The sequence below is a fragment of the Actinophytocola sp. genome (assembly GCF_035712165.1).
Classification (GTDB): domain Bacteria; phylum Actinomycetota; class Actinomycetes; order Mycobacteriales; family Pseudonocardiaceae; genus DASYTH01.
Genome location: NZ_DASTBH010000335.1, coordinates 20,398 through 35,173 on the forward strand (window position 1 = coordinate 20,398; position 14,776 = coordinate 35,173).

Genomic DNA, 14,776 nt, shown 5'->3' on the forward strand with positions numbered 1-14,776 from the left:
GTGGCTCAGTCCGGGACCACCGGCAGGCGCAGGCGCATCCGGACGCCACGGTCGAGGGGTTCCGCGGCGACCGTGCCGCCGTGGGTCTCCACCACCTGACGCACGATCGCCAGGCCCAGCCCGGAGCCGGGCATCGACCGGGCGCGGGTCGACCGGTAGAACCGGTCGAATACGAACGGCAGGTCCTCGGGCGGGATCCCGGGACCTTCGTCGGCGATCGAGAACTCGCCGTCGGCCACGGTGATGCGCACCCGGCCGCCGGGCGGGCTCCACTTCACCGCGTTGTCCACCAGGTTCCCGATGGCCCGCTCGATCGCGTCCGGGTCGACGTGCACCAGGCAGGGCGACAGCACCGACTCGAACCGGGGTGGCGCCGCTCGCGTCGCGGCCCGGGCGAGCACCGTCTCCGCCACGAGATCCAACCGGGTGTCCTCGGCGCGGGCGGTGTCCTTGCCGTAGCGGGCGAGGTCGACCAGGTTGTTCACCAGCGACCGGAGTTCGCGGGCCTGATCGATCGCCTCCCGCACCAGCACCGGCGCCTCGGGATCGCGCAGGCCGTCGCCGTCGGCGAGCAGTTCGAGGTTGGTGGTCAGGCTGGTCAACGGGGTGCGCAACTCGTGCGAGGCATCGGCGACCAGGTGCCGTTGGGCCTGCACGGAAGCGTCCACCGCCGACATCATGGTGGCGAACGACCGGCCGAGCCTGCCGATCTCGTCCCGGCCGGTCAGATCGACCCGCGCGGTCAGGTCCTGGGTCGCGGTCACGTGTTCGACCGCGTCGGTGAGCACCCGCACCGGCCGCAGCACCCGGCGGGCCGCCAGCCGGCCGGCCAGGGCGGCCAACAGACCACCGGCCAGGGTGAGGCTGATCAACAACACCGCCAGCCCGGTCAGCACGGCCGCCTGGTCGCTCAGCTTCCGGGCGACCCGGACCAGCGCACCCCGGGAGTCGGGCATCGGCGCGGTGTAGACCCGGTAGTCGGCGCCACGGTAGCGGGCGTCCTGGAAGTACGGCCGCTCGGTGCCCAGGGCCACCCGGACGTCCCGGTCGGTCACGTCGAGGAAAGCGTTGCCGGAGGCGGTGAACAGGTCGGGGCTGACGAACTGGACCAGCGTGCTGCCGAACACGACCGGGGTCTCGATCGGACCGGACTTGCCGGAGGCCTCGATCTTCTGCTTGAGCTGGATGGCGATGGTCGGACTCTGTTCGACGGTCTGCACCAGCGATTCCTCCAGTTGGTGGCGCATGCTCGCCCGCACCGTCGAATAGATCACCACGGCGGCGATGCCCAACGCCAGCAACACCACCGCCCCGGCGGCCAGGCCCACCCGGGTGCGCAGTGTCATGGCTCGGTCCGCAGCACGTATCCCAGTCCACGCACCGTCTGGATCAGCCTGGGTTCGCCGGCCGACTCCAGTTTCCCGCGCAGGTAGCTGATGTAGACCCACAGCGCATTGGAGGCGGGTCCGAAGTCGTAGCCCCACACGGACTCGAAGATCAGCGTGCGGCTCAGCACCCGGTTCGGGTTGCGCAGGAACAACTCCAGCAACGCGTACTCGGTCCGGGTCAGCTCCACCGGCCGGCCGGCCCGGCTCACTCGGCAGGTGGTGGTGTCCATCTCGACGTCGGCGAACCGCAGCACCTCCTGGGCGACCCCGCTGCGCCGCAGCAGGGCCCGCAGCCGGGCCCGCAACTCGTCCAGCGCGAACGGTTTGACCAGATAGTCGTCGGCGCCGGCGTCGAGCCCGGCGACCCGGTCCTCCACCAGATCCCGGGCGGTGAGCATGAGAATCGGGGTCTGGTCGCCGCGCCTGCGCAACCGCCGGCAGATCTCCAAACCGTTCGGCTCGGGCACCAGGACGTCGAGCACGATCACCTCTGGCCGGTTGCGGCCGAGCTCGTCCAGGGCCTGCGCGCCATCCGCGGCGAGCGACACCTGGTAACCGTCCCGGCGCAACGCGTGCGCCAGCGAGCGACGGACGGCCTCGTCGTCGTCGACCACCAGAACCCGCACGCCACCAGTATGGAGCAGGCCATCCTGCGGTCCGGGCCGGTTCGCACCCGACCCGGACCGCTGGGCGGCAACCGTCACTTGGCGGTCGAACCGCTCGGGACCGCCTTCTTCTCGGCCTTTCCGCCGTACTCCTGCTTCACCTTGACCAGCGCGTCGAACAGGCGCTGCGGTGCGATGCCGAGCTTCTTGGCGATGGCGATGAACGCCGGGTCCTTGACCACGTCCCGGCCGTTGCCGTTGACCTTGGCCAGTTCCTTGAACACCCCCCGGGCCGCGTCGACCGAGATGCGCAGCTCGGCGGCCAGCGATGTGACCACCTCCTCCGGCACGACCGGCTCCTTGCCGTTCGGCGGTTTCTTCGGCCCGTCAGTGGACAGCGCCTGCAGGGCCTTGTCGGCGTCGGCGCGGCTGACCCCGAGCTCCCTGGCGAACGCGTCGACGGCCGCCGCCTTGTCCACCCCCTTGGCCAGCGCCTGCTTGAGGTTGCCCAGCGCGGTGGTCAACCGCTGCACGCTGACGCCGAGGCTGGCCGCCACCTTGGCCACCGGCGCGCGGTCCCCGCCCTTCTTGTCCCCGTCCTTCTTGTCCCCGTCCTTCTTGTTCCCCACGGCCGTCGGCGTCGCCGGCCCCGCCGACGCCGTCGCGGCGCCCGCCACGGCGGCGCACGTCGCCGCCGCCAGCAGTGCGGCGATGATCCTGGTCCGCATCCCCATCCGTGTCCTCGCTCGGTCCGTGGCACCGGTCCGTCCGGCGCCTGCGACCAGCAGACCAACCGCGGTTCAGCCGGACTTTCACCCGACCTTGGAATCTCCTTAGGAACTGGCGTTTCGCGTCACCCGCACTTGTCCCGCACGGCTTCGGCGTCGGGATGGCGGAGCGTGTCGAGGATGTCGAAGGCCTGCCGCCACACCAGTTTCGCGGTGTGCCGGTCGCCGAGCGCGTCGTAGGCGCCGCCGAGGCGGTCCAGCAGCACCGCCTCCCAGTACCGCGAGCCCAACTCGCGGTCGATCTCGATGGCACGCTCGTAGCACCGAACGGCTTCGGTGTGGTGGCCCGACTCCTGGTGAATGAAGCCGAGCACATGAAGGGCGTAGGCGAGGCCTTCCGGATGGCCGATCGTCGAGTAGATGTCGAGGGCCTGCGCACAGAATGCCTGCGCCTCGGCGCGGCTGCCCAGAAAGGCCAGGTCCCAGCTCACGGCGGTGAGGGCGTCGGCCAGGTACATCCGGCTGGGTGAGCGGCGCGCGAGATCGAGCGCGCTCCGCGCGTGGTGCAACGCCTCGGTGTGCCGCTGCTGAATGTCGGCAAGCTGGACACACGCCAGGTGGATCGCGATCTGATGCAGTTCGTCGCCCAGGCCGCGGTTCAGATCGGATGCTTCGGCGAGGAACCGGGCGGCTTCGGCGAAACGGTCCAGGCGGGCGACCGCTCGCGACAGCGACCACAGGTTCCGGACCTGCGCGCTGAGATCACCGCAACGCCGCATCGCCGCGAGCGCCAACCGGTTGGCGGCCACCCGCTCGTGCCGTTGGCCGGTGCGGCCGAGAAAGGTGTCGCAGGCCCACGCGAGCTGGTCCACTCTCGCATCGAAACCCTGCCGGTCGGCCAAGGTGATCATCGCGAGCAGCGTGTCGTTCTCCGCCGTGAACCAGTCCATCGCGGCCCGCATCGTGTCGATGGCCGGCGGGCCGGGAAAATCCGGCTCGGCGCGGACCACACCGTCCCGGCACGGCATGATGCGGAAGTCGGCGAGGACCGCGGCCCGCAGGTAGTAGTCGATCATGCGCTGCAGCGCCGCGTGCCGCCCGGCGGACGACTCGTCCCGTTCGGCGCACTCGGCGGCGTAGGCGCGCAGGAGATCGTGGCAGCGGAACCGGTTCGGGCGGTACTCGTCGAGCAGGTTGGCCGCGGTGAGTTCGGTGAGCGGAGCCCGGTCCACGAGCGCCCGGCACGCATGGCGGTCGATGTCGGGCCCGGGATGCAGGCCGAGCAGCCGGAACAGCCGGGCGGCCGCGGGCGAAAGGGCCTGGTAGGACCAGGAGAACACCGCTCTGAGGTCGAGTTCGGGGTCGCCGAGGTCGAGCACGTCGAGGCGGTCGCGCTCGTCTTCGAGTTCCCGGACCAGGCTCGCCAGCGAGCGGTCGGCGGCGCGGGCGGCCACGATGCTCAGGGCCAGCGGCAGCCGGGCGCAGCAGTCGATCAGCGCCGATGCGGCTTCGGGTTCGGCGGCCAGCCGGTTCGGGCTGATGCGCTGCGCGAGGAGGTCGCGGGCATCGGCGTCGGGCAGAACGTCGAGAGCGATGCGGTGGGCGCCTTCCCGGACGGCCAGGCCGTCCAGGCGGTTGCGGCTGGTCACGATCACCAGGCAGGTGGGGGTGTTGGGCAGCAGCGGCCGGACCTGGTCCGCGGCGGCGGCGTTGTCGAGCACGATCAGCAGGTGGCGGTCGGCGACCAGGCTGCGATACAACGCGGCCCGGGCGTCGAGGTCGCTGGGGATGCCGGCGGGGACGACGCCGAGGCCTTCGAGGAAACCGTGCAGCGCCTGGTTCGGGTCGACCGGAGCGTGCGAGTCGAAGCCGCGCAGGTTGACGTGGAGTTGCCCATCGGGGAAGCGGTCGATCACGTGGTGCGCCCAGTGCATGGCCAGCGCGGTCTTTCCGATCCCGGCCGTGCCCGCGATCGCGGTGATGATCACCGTGCCGCTCTCCCCCGTGGCGGCGTCGAGCAGGGCGGTGAGTTGGTCGAGCTCGGCCCGCCGGCCGATGAAGTGCCGGTGGCGCACCGGAAGTTGGCGCGGGACCGGGTCGGGCGGACCCGACGTGGGCAGCGCACCGGGCACCCGCGCCCACGCGACGGTGTTGGTTTCCTTCACCGAGACCGGAATCCGGGCATACGCGGCGCGAACAGCGCTGTGCCAGACGACTTCCTCGTAGAACCAGGACGACGTGATCACCGCCAGCACCCCGCCGGAGGCGGCGAACGCGGACTTGAACGGCGGGGCGTCGAGCAGCCGGAACGCGTGGTTGACCGCCGTGCCAACCACTCCGTGCGCGTCGTAGTGGACCTCCCCGGCGTGTAACACCATGCGCAGCCGGATCCGCCGCTCCGGACCGGCCGAGGAGTTGTGGGCCAGCAATCCCGCCTCGATCGACTCCGGCACCGACTCCACCAGAACGCTCTTGGCCACCGTGGACGGGATCACGACCAGCACACCGTCGCCGCGGTCCTCGTGGTCGCAGGCCGACCACCCGACGCCGGCGTCGTCGAAGGCCGCCGACAACGTCCGGTACAGCACGTCGCGCACCAGCATCCGGTCGCGGTCGGATCGGGCGAGGTCACCGAAACGCTCGATGTCCACGGCCAGGATCGTCCGATGCACCGCAAACGCACCCACCCGGCCAGCATCGCCCGAGACCCCGCGCCCCATCAACCAATCCCCTGGTGGTTCCTGGTCGGGCAACGGAACCGCATCGTGACCAACGAGTACGCCGACGGCGGGTAACGTGCGGCGATCCGTCACTGTGCAGGCGAGGAGATCCCGTGCGTCGCTCGTCGTTGGTTCTGGCCGTGCTCGGCGTGCTGCTCCTCGCGGCCGCCGCCGTCGTTCGGTTCGTCGTCGTGCCGGGGGTCACCGCCCTGCCCGCCGACCTGAACACCACCGCGCACTACGCGGGCAAGGGCACCCTGCTCAACGCCTCCGCCCTCGCTTCCGGCGACCTGGCCAACGCTCTGGTCGTGGGCGCCGACGTGACCAGCGACCAGCACGTGTTCGTGAGCCGGACCGAGGGCGACACCGCGGTGGTCAACGTCGAGTCGACCCTGACCGCCGGGCCGACCACCAACAAGCAGACCCACACCTACGCCGTCGACCGCAACACCCGGCTGGAGGCGCCGGCCCCGGCAGGCGAGGAGGTCGAACCCCACACGGGGCTGACCATCGCCTTCCCCATCAATCCCAAGGCCGACAACTCCTACACGTTCTACGACTCGGCAACCCGGACCAGCGGGCCGCTGACCTTCGCCGGCACCGAGACCAGGGGCGGCCGGGAGACCCACCACTACACCGCCGAGATCTCCGGCCCGGTCAAGGACCCCGAGCTCACCGCCAGCCTGCCGCCGGCCCTGCCCCGGTCGCTCGCGGTGCAGATCCTTCCGCTGCTGCCGCCCGACGTCCAGGCCAAACTCCAGCCACTGGCCGCCGCGCTGCCCGAACTCATCCCGCTGTCCTACACGGTGAAGTCCAACTACGGGCTCTGGGCGGACACCACGCTCGGCGTTCCGCTGGACAGCACGCTCAAGCAGACGATCCTCGCGTCGGCCTCCGTCGGCGGCCAGGACCTCTCCCTGCTGTCGGTACTGGACGTCACGCTCAACCAGACGCCCGCCTCGATCCAGGAGTACGCCGACCAGGCCGCCACGGCCAGCACCCAGCTTTCCCTGCTGGGCACCTGGCTCCCGATCGCCCTCCTCGCCGTCGGCGTGATCCTCATCGTGGTCGCGATCATCCGCCGCAAACCCGCGCCCGCCGAGCCGGCCGACCCGCCCGCGACCGCTCCCCCGACGCCATAACCCTGTCCGGTCGGGACAATGGCCGGCATGGCGGAGGTCGAGGTCGTCGTCGCCCATCAGGAGCGGGCGACCCTGCGGGTCGGCGACGTGTTCCTGAAGATCGACGCCGATCAGGCGCGCACGGACGTCGAGGTCGAGGCGATGGCTCTGGCGCCGGTCCCGACTCCGGAGGTCCTGTGGCGCAGGCCGCCCGTGCTCGCGCTCGCCGCCCTGCCCGGCAGGGCGCTCGGCCGGCTCGGCGAGCCGTCGCTCGCGTCGCCTGCGGCGTGGGCCGCGGCGGGTGCCGCCGTCCGGATGCTGCACGACGCGCCGCTGCCGCCCTGGCCGGGTCGCGGCCTCGACGACATCGCCCCCGAACTCGACCGCGAATGCGAGTGGCTGCTCACCAACGGCGTCCTTCCCACCGAGTTGGTCACGCGCAACCGCCAGGTCGCCGATGCCGCGCTGCGTCCGTGGACACCGGTGTTCACCCACGGCGACCTGCAGGTGAGCCACGTCTTCCTGGCCGGTGAGACGATCACCGGAGTGCTCGACTGGTCCGAGGCGGGCCCGGGTGACGCCCACTACGACCTCGCCACCCTGACCCTCGGACACGAGGAACACCTCGGCGACGTGGTCGCCGGCTACGGCTCCGGCGTCGACCTCGACGTGGTCCGCGCGTGGTCGTCGTTGCGCAGCCTGCGCGGGGTGCGCTGGCTGATCGAGCACGGCTACGACCCGGCCTCGCCAGGCTGCGAGATCGACGTGCTGAGATCCCGGATGTGAGCCGACCTGGATGACGGTTGCGTCGCCTCAGATCTTGCCGACACCCGCGCCGGCCGGCACGATCGTCGGGACGGTCGCGGCCCGGTCGGCGGTGTAGGAGTAGTAGGTGCGCGGCTCGACCACGCTGCCCCGCACCTCGATCGGATGGTGGCAGTTCACCAGGATGTTGTCGCGCGAGACCATCCGGCCGAGGTCGCCGCTGAAGTCGACCCGTCCAGGGTTGTTCACACTGTCGAAGTAGTTGCCTTCGGCCACCACGCCGGCGTTCATCGCCGAGGCGATCCCGTAGCTCAACGGGCCGCGGTAGTAGTTGTTGTACACGTGCACCGGTTCGGCGAACCGCACGCGCGGGTTGCGCTGGTCGGAGCCGTCGAAGAAGTTGTGGTGATAGGTCACCCGCAGCCGCCCGATGTCCTGCGCGCCGTTGTCGTCGTCATGGCCGAGCAACAACGTCTTGTCATGGTCGTGGATGCGGTTCCAGGACACCGTCACGAAGTCCGAGCCGCGTTTGATGTCGATCGCCCCGTCGTCCCCGTTGGACAGGTCGTTGTGGTCGATCCACACGTGGTGGGTGAACATCTGGACGTTGATCAGGTCGTCGGTGGCGCCGGTGATGGTCAGGTTGCGGATGATCACGTTGTGCACGGCGCCGGGTGGCGGTGTGGTCACGTCGTCGTCCACCGGCAGCCCGAGGTTCAGCCCCCCGCCCACCAGCCTGGCGTTGTTTCCCAGCCCGACAATGGTTTTGTCCGATGTGACGTTGTGCATCCCGTCGCTCGAACCGGTCGGCAGCGTGATCGTTCCGGAGACCTGCACGACCAGCGGTCCGGACCGGGCGATGAAGTCCAGGAATTGGGCGGTGTTCGTCGCGGTGACCACCGGGCCGCCGGCGCCGCCGGTGGTTCCGTTCTGTCCCAACGCGTTCACGCTGGCGAAGCCGACCGGAGCGGACTCCGCCGCGGCGGTGGCCATGGTCGCCGCGGCCCCGGTGCGGCCCACTCCGGCCCCGGCCCGCACCAGTGCCGGCACGTCGGCCGGGTTGTCGAGTTGGTACGGGTAGTAGGTGCGCGGCTCGACCACCGTGCCCGCGGTCTCCGGCACACCGGAGTTGACGAAGATGTTGCTGCGCGCCACCAGCCGTCCCGGCCCGCTCTTGTCGTAGCCGACGTGGCTGGGGTGGGCGACGTTCTCGAAGTAGTTGCCCTCCACCAGCACGCCGGCGTTCATCGTCGAGGCCACGCCGTAGAGGCTGTTGTCGCGGTAGTAGTTGTTGAACACGTGCACCGGCTCGCCGAAGCGCACCCGGGGATGCCGCTGGTCCGTGCCGTCGAAGAAGTTGTGGTGGTAGGTGACCCGCAGGTGGCCGATGTCCTGCGTGTACGTGTCCGAATGGCCGAGCAGCGCGGATTTGCTGTGGTCGTGGAAGTGGTTCCAGGACACCGTGACGTAGTCCGACGCGCGCTTGATGTCGAGCAGGCCGTCGAAGCCGTTGGAGAAGTCGTTGTGATCGATCCAGACGTGGTGGGCCGAGTTGGTCACGCTGATCGAGTCGTCCGAGGCGTTGGTGAACCGGAGGTTCCGCACGATCACGTTGTTGCCCGGCCGGGTGGTCGAGCCCATCTGCAGGCCACCGCCGGAGATCTCGGCGGTCGAGCCGACTCCGATGATGCTCTTGTTGGCCACCACGGTGATCATGTCGTCGAACGTGATCCGGCCGGCCACCAGAATCGTGAACGGCGTGTTCCGCCCGGCGAAGTCGGCCAGTTGCGCGGCGGTGGAGACCGTCACGGTCGGACCGGCCGCTCCGCCGGTCGTGCCGTTCTGGCCCAGCGCGTTGACGCCGGCGAATCCCACCGGAACGTCCAGGACCTGCGCCGCCACCTCCCGCCCGGGCACCGCGACCACCGCCGCCACCATCGCCGCAATGACAACACCCGCACGAACCGATCGCCGTCGCATGCCACAACTGTGCGGCCACCCCCGTGCACAATTCCGACGAGCTGTTGGACATTGCGGAACCGATGGCGCGCAACCGACATCCCATCGGCGCCGGCCATTTCCCGCCGGCGCCAACCAAAACAGACGAGGTAGCCATGCGCAGACTTCTCGCCGTCGTCGTCACCGCCGCCGCGGTGTCCCTACCGCTCGTCGGCGCCGCGGGCACCGCGGTCGCGGGGATCGAGAAGGGACCGTTCAGCTCGCTGGCCAACTGCAATGCCGCCAAGCAGCAGAACCCCGGACCGGACGGACAGTGCCACCAGCACAAGGGCAAGAAGGGCTGGTACTTCGAGGTCTTGTGACGCAGCGGTCGGGGTCACCCGAGGGTGACCCCGACCTTGCCGGGTGGAACGGAGCCGCTGGCAGCCGAGCGTGTCGGCTGGTGACCATCAGAGGCTGCGGGCGAGGATGTCGCCGTGCGTGGTGGTCGCCCGGATGTCGAGCTGGGCGGCGGCACCGTCGGAGTTCTTCAACGTGTTGCTGATGCGGCCGAAGGAGGTGCCGGCGTCCAGGGTGGCCGAGACTCCGGCGGCGGCGCCGACCGAGATCCCGCCGGACTGGGTGTCCAGCACGACCGTGCCGCGCACGGCCTCGGTGATCCGGATGTCGCCCCGGGTGGTGCTGATCCGCGCGGGGCCGTCCAGACGCCCGACCTCGACGTCGCCGTCGACCGCGGTGAGGTGGACGCCGGCGGCGTGCTCGATCGTGATCTGCCGGTAGGCGCCGTCGAAGGTGACCTCGCCCAGCCGACCCGTGCCGATGACCTCGCAGGCGGCGGACGTGGCCTCGACCCGGGAACCGGCCGGCAGCGCGACGGTGACCTCCACGGATCCACCGCGGCCGAGGTACCGGTTGACCGCCGGCGTGTGGATCCGCAGGACGCCGTCGGCGTAGGCGACCGTGGTCCGCTGTGCCGTCGTCACGTCGCGGCCCTTCGCGGCGTCCGCGGGCCGGACCGTCACCGTGGTGTCGGCCCGGTCGGTGGCCAGGAACCGCACGCGCCCGGCGGGGATGTTCAGGACGGCGCGGATCGGGGCGGGGGTGTCGAACTTCTGCATCGTGCTCTCCTGACGATTCGGTGTGGACTGCCGGTGTGATCGATGACCTGATCACGGTGAGAACGATCGCCTGCCGTCCTGACAGCGCACGGCCACCGGCCTGACGCGACCCCTGACACCGCCCCCACAGGCCCCGACAGCGACGCAACCCCTAGCGTGGTTCGCGTGACCACCTCGGATGACCGGACGGACGACGCGCTGGACGCGGTGTCCGGTCTGGTCGCGCGGCACGGTGTCGGGGGCCGGCGCCTGCGGCAGGCCCTGGCGATGCTCACCGAGGGCGCGTACCCGCTCGATGAGCTGATCCGGGCCTGCGCGCTCCCCCGGCGAACCGTGGAGGCGCTGCTCCGGGCGGTCCAACCCGACCTGGACAGCACCCGCGACGGGTTCGCGATCCGGGCGGAGCGCAGCGCCGACTACCGCAAGGCGTTCGGCTACGCCCAGCTCCGGGCGAGCTCGCCGGCCGATCCACTGGCCGGCCAACTCGCCAGCCGGCAGGACGTCGTCGAGCAACTCCGCGGCGACATCGCCGCCGCACCGGCCGCGCGGGAGGCACTGGACCATGTCGCCGCCACCGCGGACACCGTGCTGCGCCGGGCGTTGTGGCTGGACGCGACGTTCGACCTCGACGGGGCACGGCTGCTGTGCGTCGGCGACCACGACCTCAGTTCGCTCGCGCTGGGGGCGATCAGCCCCGGCCTGTCGGTGACGGTGGTGGACGTCGACGAGCGGCTGCTCGAGTTCATCGAGGCCCGGGCGGCGTCGCGCGGTTACGACGTGCGGTGCCGTTACGCCGACTTTCGGTTCGGGCTCCCGGAGTCGGCGGTCGCCGCCGCGGACCTGGTGCTGACCGACCCGCCCTACACCCCGGACGGCGTGCGGCTCTTCCTCGGCCGCGGGCTGCAGGGCCTGCGGGACCGGGCCAACGGCGCCCTGGTGATGGCCTACGGGTTCAGCCCGGCACACCCGGCCCTCGGGGTCAAGGTGCAGCGGGCCGTGCACGATCTGGACCTGGCCGTCGAGGCGATCCTGCCGGCGTTCAACCGCTACCACGGCGCACAGGCCATCGGCAGCGCCAGCGATCTCTACGTGTGCCGCCCGACCGCCCGCACCTGGCAGATCCTCGACCGGCAGGTGGCCAGGGCCGCCGGGAACATCTACACGCACGGCGCGCAGTCGGTGGAGGGCGGCGCAGGCGAGCTGGCCGAGGCGGTGGCCGGCGCCGTCATCCGGCTCGCGGCCGGCGATGTCCTGATCGCGGGCGCCGGCTGGCCGGCCTCGGCCGGGAAACCCGCGCTCAGCCTGGAAGACCTGTTCGGCTCCGGGATACCCGCGACCCGCAGGCGGCCGGTTCACCTCGCGGCCAACCTGATGGACGACCCCGGATCGTGGTTGCTGCGTGCCCTGCTCGCCGCCAACGCCGACCGGCTCGCCCTGCTGGTGCCGAACAACCATCCGGACCTGGCGAACGAGACATCCCAGCGAGCCCTGATCGACCTGGTGGCGCCGAAGTACACGGTGCGGCTGAACCGCACCACGCCGACGTCCCGGCACGCGGTCGTGTCGGCGACCGCGGTCGAGCCGGACGAGCGCGGCGGCGCGGTGCGCCGGCACCTGCTCAGCCACGCCCACGGCAAGATCGGCAACGTGTGGCGGGAAGCGCTGATCCAGCACAGTGGCCGGAATCTGACCAAGAACGCGGCGCGGGCACTCGTCGCGCGGACCGCGACCCAACCGTCCCGGTTGGACGCGCGCCTGCTCGACCTGCCCCGGCACGCGATCAGCCTGCTGCTGCGCGAGGTGGACGGTTCGGTGAACCTGGCTTGACCTGGAGCGCACTCCAGAACGTAGCGTCGGCGGCATGAGCGAGTTTGAAGGCGAAGCAAGGGCGGTTACGTTGATCACCGGCGGCTCCAGCGGGATCGGGGCGGCCGCGGCCCGGCAACTGTTGAAGGGCGGTGGGCGGGTCGCGGTCACGGGACGGGATCAGGACCGGCTCGACCGGCTGGCCAAGGAGTTGGGGGCGCCCGACGAGCTGCTGACCCTGGTCGCCGACTCGACGCAACCCGAAGCGGTCCGGGACAGTGTCGCCGCCACGGTGGCCCGGTTCGGGCGGTTGGACAACGCGGTCGCGAACGCGGGCTATGCCACGCACGACGACCTCGCCGACGGTGATCCGTCGGGGTGGCGCGACATGGTGCTGACCAACGTGCTCGGGCCGGCGTTGCTGATCAACGCGGCGCTGCCGCAGTTGCGCCGCAGCCGGGGCCGGATCGTGCTGGTCGGCAGCGTGGCCGGGGTCAAGAACACGCCGGGAAACATCTACGGGGCAACCAAGTGGGCGGTCACCGGGCTGGCCGAGAACACCAGGCTGCTGGTGACCGGGGACGGGATCGGGGTCACGCTGGTCGCGCCCGGCCGGGTGCAGACGCCGTTCTGGGACAACCGCGCCGAGGGCGTGCCCGACGGCGGCCTGCTCACCGCCGAGCAGATCGCCGAGGCGATCGTGTGGGCCATCCAGCAGCCGTCCGGCGTCGACGTGAACACCATGGTGATTCGGCCGGTCGGGCAGCCGGTCTGATCGCGGTAGGGTGCACCTGGCGGCTGGTCGGCGCGCGCGAGATCGGCAAGAGGGCGGGGGTCACCGTGAAACGTCGGGAACGCAGCGGCCGGGCTCACATCCGTGCGCTGGTGCGCGTGGTCGCGGGGTTGTCGGTGCTCCTGGCCACGGCATGCAGCGAAGGTGTCGCGGGGCAGCCGGATCCGGGCCCGGGCTCGGGCCCGGGTGCCGCCGACCCGTCCGAACCGGCGGGCGCGGAGCAGAACCGGGATCCGTCCACGCGCATAGCCGGGGTGGTGCGCGTCGACTACCCGGCCGGGGAGCACACCGCCGCCGGCCAGCGGGTCGCCTACGACAAGAGCCCGCCGTTCGGCGGCCCGCACGACCCGGTCTGGGCGGACTGCACCGGGATCGTCTACCCGAAAGCCGTGCGCAACGAGCACATGGTGCACGCCCTCGAACACGGCACCGTCTGGATCGCCTACCACCCCGACCAGGTCACGGGTGCCGCGCTGGACAAGCTCGAATCCAAGGTGGAGGGCCAGCAGTACCTGATGCTGTCCCCCTATCCCGGTCTCGACCGGCCGATCTCACTGCAGTCCTGGGGCCACCAGCTCAAGCTCGACAGCGCCGACGACGCCCGCATCGACCAGTTCATCAAGGCGTTGCGCGCGAACCAGTACCAGGCGCCCGAACCGGGCGCCCGCTGTGACACGGCCGATCCCACGGTGTTCGACGTGACCAACCCGCCGCCGCTCGACACGACGCCGCCCGGCCCGGACGCGATGCCGGTCCAACCCCGCTGACCGGTCAGGGAACCTCGGCCGGCGCACCAGCCCGGTTCAGGCGAGACAACCGCCGCCGCGGAACGAGTAGTTGTAGATCAGCCAGCCGTTTTCGGTCTGCTTGGCGGACAGCCGGCCGGGGCTGCAGGAGTCCGCGCCGAACTTGGCGAACCCGTCCGACTCCGTGATCTTCTTGTCCGCGGCCTTGTCGATGAGGTTCTGCAGGTCACCGAACCTCTCGGCGGCCCGGTCCACCGCGCCTTCACAGGTGGTCGCGTCCCAGTTCTCGATGAAGGCTGCCCGGCCGTCCTCGGTGAACAGCGCACAGACGCCCGAAGCGCTCCGGTTGTCCAGCTGTACCAAGAACTCCCGGTACAGGTCGTGCACGGTCGCCTGCGCTTTCGGCGCGGTCGACGGGCTACCCGAGTCCCCGCAGCCCGTCAGGGTCGTCCCCAGAGCGACCAGTGCCGCGACGACCGACACCGTGTTCCTGAACCACCGCATGTGAAACGTCCCTCCGTCCCATCCCACCAGATGATCATGCGACGCGCCGTGTGGTCCGATGGTTCCCGTGCGTGCGGAGCGGTCGGGGATGATCTGACCGGCGGGATCAGCAGGAAGGTGTGCCGTGCTCTCAGCACTTGCGCGGTGGTGCGGGCACCACCGCAAACTGGTGGTGTTGTCCTGGGTGTTGCTGGCGGTGGGGTTGCTGGCCGGGGCGCGCCTGGTCGAGGGCAGCACGGCCGACGACGTGGCGGTGCCGGGCAGCGACAGCCAGGCCGCCAACGTGTTGCTGGCCGAGGCCGACATGTTCGGCCGGCAGAGTTCCCAACTGGTGCTGACCGCGCCGCGGGGCCGGTACGTCGACGCGTCGCAACTCCAGACCGCGATCCGGGACACGGCCGCCGCGGTGTCGGCGGTGCCGGGCGTCGGCACGGTGCCGGAACGGGTCGAGCCGAGCCCGGACCGGACCGCCGTGCGGTTCAGCGTGCCGCTCGACCCGGGGACCACCGCCGACAAGGCGCTG

At 70.9% G+C, this 14,776-nt stretch carries 14 protein-coding genes; 7 read left to right on the forward strand and 7 right to left on the reverse strand.

Annotated features, from left to right (window positions below; all coding sequences use genetic code 11):
• Window positions 1-5: 5 nt before the first annotated feature.
• From VFO68_RS18885 to VFO68_RS18900, 4 genes are all read right to left on the reverse strand, one after another.
• Window positions 6-1,346 carry a HAMP domain-containing sensor histidine kinase gene (locus VFO68_RS18885; protein ID WP_325159637.1) on the reverse strand — a complete coding sequence of 447 codons (1,341 nt, stop codon included), beginning with the start codon at window positions 1,344-1,346 and terminating at the stop codon, window positions 6-8.
• Window positions 1,343-2,014: a response regulator transcription factor gene (locus VFO68_RS18890; protein WP_325159638.1), complete on the reverse strand. Its 672-nt coding sequence runs from the start codon at window positions 2,012-2,014 to the stop codon at window positions 1,343-1,345. The genes VFO68_RS18885 and VFO68_RS18890 overlap by 4 nt, the downstream gene beginning before the upstream one ends.
• Before the next feature lie 74 nt (window positions 2,015-2,088).
• Window positions 2,089-2,721, reverse strand: coding sequence for a hypothetical protein (locus VFO68_RS18895; protein ID WP_325159639.1), 633 nt, complete (start codon window positions 2,719-2,721; stop codon window positions 2,089-2,091).
• A gap of 125 nt (window positions 2,722-2,846) precedes the next feature.
• Window positions 2,847-5,393: an ATP-binding protein gene (locus VFO68_RS18900; protein WP_325159640.1), complete on the reverse strand. Its 2,547-nt coding sequence runs from the start codon at window positions 5,391-5,393 to the stop codon at window positions 2,847-2,849.
• A 161-nt stretch (window positions 5,394-5,554) separates the two neighbouring features.
• On the opposite strand from VFO68_RS18900, the gene VFO68_RS18905 reads away from it, so the two are divergent.
• Together VFO68_RS18905 and VFO68_RS18910 are read left to right on the forward strand one after the other, a co-directional pair.
• Entirely contained in the window at window positions 5,555-6,583 is a 1,029-nt protein-coding gene (locus tag VFO68_RS18905) for a porin PorA family protein (RefSeq protein WP_325159641.1), read from the forward strand.
• A gap of 27 nt (window positions 6,584-6,610) precedes the next feature.
• Window positions 6,611-7,348 carry a phosphotransferase family protein gene (locus tag VFO68_RS18910; RefSeq protein WP_325159642.1) on the forward strand — a complete coding sequence of 246 codons (738 nt, stop codon included), beginning with the start codon at window positions 6,611-6,613 and terminating at the stop codon, window positions 7,346-7,348.
• 27 nt (window positions 7,349-7,375) lie between these two features.
• Here VFO68_RS18910 and VFO68_RS18915 read toward each other — a convergent pair whose 3' ends face one another.
• Complete coding sequence (locus VFO68_RS18915) at window positions 7,376-9,265, reverse strand: pectate lyase family protein (protein ID WP_325159643.1); 1,890 nt, start codon at window positions 9,263-9,265, stop codon at window positions 7,376-7,378.
• 176 nt (window positions 9,266-9,441) lie between these two features.
• On the opposite strand from VFO68_RS18915, the gene VFO68_RS18920 reads away from it, so the two are divergent.
• On the forward strand, window positions 9,442-9,648 hold the full coding sequence (locus VFO68_RS18920; RefSeq protein WP_325159644.1) for a hypothetical protein: 207 nt from the start codon (window positions 9,442-9,444) through the stop codon (window positions 9,646-9,648).
• Between the two features lie 87 nt (window positions 9,649-9,735).
• Here VFO68_RS18920 and VFO68_RS18925 read toward each other — a convergent pair whose 3' ends face one another.
• Window positions 9,736-10,404: a DUF4097 family beta strand repeat-containing protein gene (locus VFO68_RS18925; protein ID WP_325159645.1), complete on the reverse strand. Its 669-nt coding sequence runs from the start codon at window positions 10,402-10,404 to the stop codon at window positions 9,736-9,738.
• A gap of 165 nt (window positions 10,405-10,569) precedes the next feature.
• Between VFO68_RS18925 and VFO68_RS18930 the strand changes: the two genes are divergently transcribed.
• From VFO68_RS18930 to VFO68_RS18940, 3 genes are all read left to right on the forward strand, one after another.
• Entirely contained in the window at window positions 10,570-12,231 is a 1,662-nt protein-coding gene (locus tag VFO68_RS18930) for a bis-aminopropyl spermidine synthase family protein (protein ID WP_325159646.1), read from the forward strand.
• A 34-nt stretch (window positions 12,232-12,265) separates the two neighbouring features.
• Window positions 12,266-12,985 carry an SDR family oxidoreductase gene (locus VFO68_RS18935; RefSeq protein WP_325159647.1) on the forward strand — a complete coding sequence of 240 codons (720 nt, stop codon included), beginning with the start codon at window positions 12,266-12,268 and terminating at the stop codon, window positions 12,983-12,985.
• A gap of 116 nt (window positions 12,986-13,101) precedes the next feature.
• Window positions 13,102-13,770, forward strand: coding sequence for a DUF3105 domain-containing protein (locus tag VFO68_RS18940; protein WP_414635527.1), 669 nt, complete (start codon window positions 13,102-13,104; stop codon window positions 13,768-13,770).
• A 36-nt stretch (window positions 13,771-13,806) separates the two neighbouring features.
• On the opposite strand, the gene VFO68_RS18945 is transcribed toward VFO68_RS18940, so the two are convergent.
• Window positions 13,807-14,253: a hypothetical protein gene (locus tag VFO68_RS18945; protein ID WP_325159648.1), complete on the reverse strand. Its 447-nt coding sequence runs from the start codon at window positions 14,251-14,253 to the stop codon at window positions 13,807-13,809.
• Window positions 14,254-14,377: 124 nt separating this feature from the next.
• Here VFO68_RS18945 and VFO68_RS18950 point away from each other — a divergent pair.
• A partial coding sequence (locus VFO68_RS18950) for a hypothetical protein (protein WP_414635528.1) occupies window positions 14,378-14,776 on the forward strand: 399 nt, incomplete at its 3' end.